At 37.0% G+C, this 5,197-nt stretch carries 5 protein-coding genes; 2 read left to right on the top strand and 3 right to left on the bottom strand.

The annotated features are described in order from the left end of the window. Nucleotides 1-1,537: 1,537 nt before the first annotated feature. Entirely contained in the window at nt 1,538-1,726 is a 189-nt protein-coding gene (locus tag AOQ87_RS00010) for a hypothetical protein (protein ID WP_185751023.1), read from the top strand. Nucleotides 1,727-2,321: 595 nt separating this feature from the next. Beyond that, on the top strand, nt 2,322-2,540 hold the full coding sequence (locus tag AOQ87_RS02765; protein ID WP_420885302.1) for a ketopantoate reductase C-terminal domain-containing protein: 219 nt from the start codon (nt 2,322-2,324) through the stop codon (nt 2,538-2,540). Nucleotides 2,541-2,746: 206 nt separating this feature from the next. Here the strand turns inward: AOQ87_RS02765 and AOQ87_RS00025 are convergent, their stop codons facing one another. The 3 genes from AOQ87_RS00025 to panB all read right to left on the bottom strand — a co-directional run bounded on the left by AOQ87_RS00025 (nt 2,747) and on the right by panB (nt 5,022). After that, the gene (locus AOQ87_RS00025) at nt 2,747-3,205 is read right to left on the bottom strand and encodes an Hsp20 family protein (protein ID WP_039719872.1); all 459 of its coding nucleotides are present in this window, start codon (nt 3,203-3,205) and stop codon (nt 2,747-2,749) included. 103 nt (nt 3,206-3,308) lie between these two features. Beyond that, nucleotides 3,309-4,187: a pantoate--beta-alanine ligase gene (gene panC, locus AOQ87_RS00030; RefSeq protein ID WP_236858634.1), complete on the bottom strand. Its 879-nt coding sequence runs from the start codon at nt 4,185-4,187 to the stop codon at nt 3,309-3,311. Further along, a complete protein-coding gene (panB, locus tag AOQ87_RS00035; protein WP_080626417.1) occupies nt 4,171-5,022 on the bottom strand; it encodes a 3-methyl-2-oxobutanoate hydroxymethyltransferase in 852 nt (283 codons plus the stop codon). Before panB ends, panC begins: the two co-directional genes overlap by 17 nt. Nucleotides 5,023-5,197 lie beyond the last annotated feature (175 nt).

A 5,197-nucleotide genomic window follows, 5' to 3' on the forward strand; every position in this document is an offset into this window, starting at 1 on the left:
CNNNGAGACAGTGATCTTACGGATCGTCGGTTAAATCCAGATGAAGAAGCGTCGTCCATCACTAAAAAGAAGAGGGCTTTTCAGGGATCGAAAAAATCTTCGTTTAATTTGTTTGTTTCGAACAATTTTTTTTCGGGAATTCAAGATCGTTTTTCAAAGAGATTTTGAGCAATTTTTAAGTTAGCGAGTAAAACGGAAAAAATCAAAATTGTTCGTTTGAAAAATCTCGATTTTTGCAAAATCTTCGAGGAAAAAAATGTTCGGGTTTTATAAATTTTCGCACTAAACGAAATTAAGTCATAAGAGATTAGTATACTCTGAAGCATCCAGTAATAATTGATCTGTTGAAATATTAAAGTGTAGTTATGAACTTAGTATATGCATTCATCTTATCGGTACTAGATAAGGAGACTGGTCAGTTGTTATTATGTGGTATGGACTAGTTTGGAGCGATATTATTGATATTTCTTCCATTCTATTAACTCGGACTATTAAGTACTATCGAGGAAGATAGCAGACCCAATGCCGGTTTGAAGTAGAAACAACATACGAAACATGGTGAATTAATTACAGTGCTTTTTTTTTTATTATTAAAGTAATGATAGCTTGATAGGAGAATAGAAAGATTAAATTAATTTAAACTTACTAAGTTGAATTAATTAATTTAATGTTAGCACTTAATTAATCTTTAACATTTAAATCCTCAGAAGAAAGATGAAGGTATCTTCTATTTTATTAATCTCATTCTATGCGAAAAAAAGAAATTTGAATTTTTCTCCAAATCCGCTTCAAAAAAGCTTTTTTTTCGAAGATTTTTGAGAGTTTTTCGTACTTTTTAGGTTGCAAAAAATTCGATTCTTTTTTTCGACAAAAAAATGACAGAAATTTCGTTCAAAAAATCTTTCAGAAATTTTTCAAACGTGATGCTTTCGATGGTCTTTTTATCAAAAAGCCGGACATATCAGTGTATATATATACTAGATTGTTTTTTAAAGTTAAAAAAAATTTTTTTAAGTTAAATGGTTAAAAGAAGTCAGGTTTTATAAGTGAGATGTATTTTATTGCGTACTGCATTTTCCCATTTCTAAATCCCGTGTTTTTATTTCTAAATCCCGATAGTATAATTTTTAAATCCCGAATATTGAGAAAAAAAAAATCGAGAATTTTTTAAGAGAAATTGTGATATATTCAAAAAAAACGCCATTTTTAGAGGGTGAAAAAAAATTTTTTTTTCAATTTAATTCGAGCAAAAATGACCCAAAAAAATTATCATTTTCTACCGAAAAAAATGCTGTTAAATATTTCTAAATCACGATAAAAACGTCTTTTTTTTGAAGAATTTTATAGAAAAAAATTTTTTTTAAAAAAAAGATGAAATTCCGAGAACAAACCATAATTTTTAAAAAAAAATGCGTGAAATAAAGTATCAAGAAAGCAATTTTAAAAAAATCAAGTATAAAAGCATTCAACACTTTTAAAAAAGCAAAATAAGGTACTTCTTGAATGTCAAAAAATCGCCAAATTTGTGCTAAAAATGATGAAATTTCTGTCTCTAAAACGACGTGAAAAAAGAAGAAAAATAAAGAGATTTTTAGATGTTAAAAGTGGAAAAAATACGATAAAAAATGGTAGTTCGATAAGGATCGCTTTGTCAGATTATGGTCGTATTAAAAAGCTATGGTCATCATCTTTTTTCTCCAAAAAACATGTGGTTACAGATGGATAAAAGAGAGAAATCATACCGATCTAATGTTCGAAATCGAATCAATCGAAGATGAAAAAGATCATCTTTCGATTCTCATCAATAACCAAAAAAACTCCAAAAAGATCAAATCCTAATGCTCACGTTAAAGACTTGGCAAGCTGCAAAAGAAACTTTAAAAATCATCAAGATCTTGAATAAAAAGTACATCGCATCTCTAATACACGACCGAATAAAAGTCCTTAAAAAACTTCCAAAAAGGATCAAATTACCGGTCATTATTGGATGTACAAATCGATCAAAAAGGTTTCATCAAATACGCTTCAAACAGAACGATATAAATGGATCTAGCTAACCAAAAGATGAAAAATTTATCCGACGTCACAAATCGATTAAACACGATTCTTCTGAAGATAATTCGGTGCGATAACATCAAATTCCTTGCTCAGAAAAAGCGGGTAATAAACTATTCAATCGACCCATTAAGTTCACGATGTCATAACGGAAAACTCCTAAACCGTAAGAACTTTCAGAACATCGGTCAAATCTACCGAGAAGTATCGTCCATCATGGAGAAAGAAGGCTTTTCAGAGATCGATCACCGATCCCTTTTTGATCAATTCGTCCTGCTTCAAATAACTTCTCCTCGATGTATCAAAATTTATCTCCTAATAAAAAATCCAAGATCGATCATATCAATGAATACGCGATTCAAAGAGTGAAGCAATTCAAAATCGATGTTCCAAAGAACATCTTCTCATTCTCCAAAGTCAAGAACTTGGAATCCCGAACGATCGAGAAAGGTCTTACAGGGGTGAGGTTGAAGAACGGACGATGAACGATAAGAAGGGTGCTAAGAAGAACTTTTCAAGGATGATCGACCTTCTGTAGGGATCCCGAAGGAAACCTCCGTTCTACAGCACTTAAAAACGCCCTGAGGTGGATCGATCGACCGTAGCATCGGGGAGATAACGACGGTTCGGGGCTGATCAGGGAGAAAGGTCTTACAGGGGTGAGGTTTGTCATGAAGTCGTCAACACGACTTCATGAACCATGATCAATAGATATCTTCCTAGGTTTCTCCCGTTCTGGGATCTCATAACTAAAGTCCAACACGAGTAACCCATCTTTTAAAGCAGAATGATTGATCCGAATCTTATGATCAAGATCGAAACTGATAGAGAAGTTCTTTCTTTCGATTCCTCTGTGTAACCACTTGAAAGAAACTTCTTCCTTCGGAGAAGAAACCGAAGAGCTCACCGTACCTTTAATGAGCAATCTATCGCTTAACAAAGAGATGTCCAACTCTTCCTTACGATATCCCGGAACTGAGACGATGAGTTCGAACCTCTCTTTACCCTTCTTCTTCAGATCATAAGACGGAAACTCAGAAATGGGTTTAGCTCCTGTAATGCGACTGAACAACTTATCCATCTGTGTAAAACGATCTGAAAGAAGATCTTCTCCTAAAATGGGCATCAACGAAAAAGGACGATAAACCATACCTCCCTCCAATTTAATGTTCTAATGAGACCTAGCACAAGAATAAAATTTTATGCCAAGATTTAGAAAAGCTTCTTCATCTTACAGAAGTACAGAAGGTTTTTCAAGAGACGCTGTCTCGATAGCTGACGACCTTATTATCGATCAACCTAACAGCTCCTAAACGAACAGAAGCTAGAATTACAACATCACGACTTTCAGAAGAGATAGATGACAGGGATTGGGCATCACGGATCAACAAAGATTCCGTGTCGAATCCGAACTGAGAAATCCTTCGCTTGAAGTAGTTGAGACACTGTTCCTCCGAGATGCACTCTCTCGAAAGATACCGATCGACAACCTCTTCTAACGTAGAGTTCAAACGCCAAGCAACTAGACGCTTCTCCTTAGGAAGGAAGGTATTTCGAGAGCTGTAAGCCAAACCATCTTTCTCACGAACAATCGGAAAACCGACAACATCGATCGAGTAATTTAGATCGATCACCATCTTGCGGATCATGATCAACTGCTGATAATCCTTCTCTCCGAAGTACGCACGAACTGGACGAACAATGTTGAACAATTTAGCGACCACAGTACTCACCCCAGAAAAATGACCGGGACGAAAAGATCCTTCTAGTTCGTTTGAAATAGGATGATCCACAGTTGTTATCCGAAGAGTTCCGTGAGGATACATCTGTGATTTCTTTGGTAAAAAAACTAGATCGACACCGAGTTCATCTAAACGACGTATGTCAGCGCACTTCGTCCTAGGATAAGACAAATAATCTTCCGTCCTCTCGAACTGCACCGGATTGATAAAAACACTCACGACGACAGCATCATCAGGATACTTCTCCCTAGCGTGAGCGATCATCTTGAGATGACCTTCGTGTAAGTTACCCATCGTCGGTATCAAAGAAACCGGACGATCGAAGAGATCGATTCTTTTACGACACGAAGAGATCGAACTTTCCACAAACATCTTACCTCTCTTTTCCACAAAACACCCTCTCGTTCACATGGAAACAATGTTCATCACCTGGAAAAGATCCTGAGGTAACTGAAGTTCTAAACAGATCGACAGATTTTCGAAAATCACCTCCACACTCTTTCAAAAAATTCCTGACAAATCTAGGTCGAACAGGTAGTCCAGTATCAATCCCGAACACGTCATGCATCACCAATATCTGACCGTCTGTTGAAGGTCCAGCTCCGATCCCAACCGTCGGTATTTTCAAACATTTAGAGATTTCTTCAGACAGCTCCGTCGGAACACATTCCAACACCAAGATCTGTACCCCAGCAGATTCTAAACTCTTCGCATCCGAGAGGATCCTCCGATAACTGTTATCTTCCAGACCTTGCACTCTATATGATCCGACAATGTTGATAGATTGCGGCGTCAGACCGATGTGTCCACAAACCGCAACGGATCTTTCGCTGAGTTTCTCTACCGTAGAACATAACCAACTTCCTCCTTCCAACTTCACCATGTCAGCTCCAGCTTGAATCAAAGCAGCGACACTTCGACATGTTCTGTTGAAATCGAAGAAGCTCATAAAGGGAAGATCGGAAATCAACCACGCTTTCGGTGCTCCTCTCCGAACCATCTCCGTATGATAAATGATATCTCCTAAGGATACGGAAACGGTAGAGTTCCTTCCTTGAACAGTCATCCCTAGGGAATCTCCAACTAACATCACCTCGATCCCTTGCTGCCAGAAGATTCTTGAAAAGACAGCGTCGTATACGGTTAGAGCAGCGAACTTAATCGACTTCTCCTTCCATACTCTTACATCTTCAATAGTTGTAGGAAATTCAGGTTCTGTTCTCATCATCTTTCAAATCCTTCCACCTGTTAGACCATTTCTTTTATTTAATAAACCTCTGTTTTCTTCCGTGCTTTAGAAGACACCAGAAGAATCGCACGAACGAGGATTGTATTCGAATAAAAGGAGATAGTCAACAAGAATCGTGGAACGACAAACTTCATCCGATCCATTCAACCTT

This window comes from Candidatus Riesia pediculischaeffi, assembly GCF_002073895.1.
Classification (GTDB): domain Bacteria; phylum Pseudomonadota; class Gammaproteobacteria; order Enterobacterales; family Enterobacteriaceae; genus Riesia; species Riesia pediculischaeffi.

What these genes read in the sequence shown, in the direction of transcription:
- AOQ87_RS00010 (WP_185751023.1), top strand. Translation starts at nt 1,538, where the DNA reads ATGAAATTTCTGTCTCTAAAACGACGTGAAAAAAGAAGAAAAATAAAG.
- AOQ87_RS00025 (WP_039719872.1), bottom strand. Translation starts at nt 3,205, where the DNA reads ATGGTTTATCGTCCTTTTTCGTTGATGCCCATTTTAGGAGAAGATCTT.
- panB (WP_080626417.1), bottom strand. Translation starts at nt 5,022, where the DNA reads ATGAGAACAGAACCTGAATTTCCTACAACTATTGAAGATGTAAGAGTA.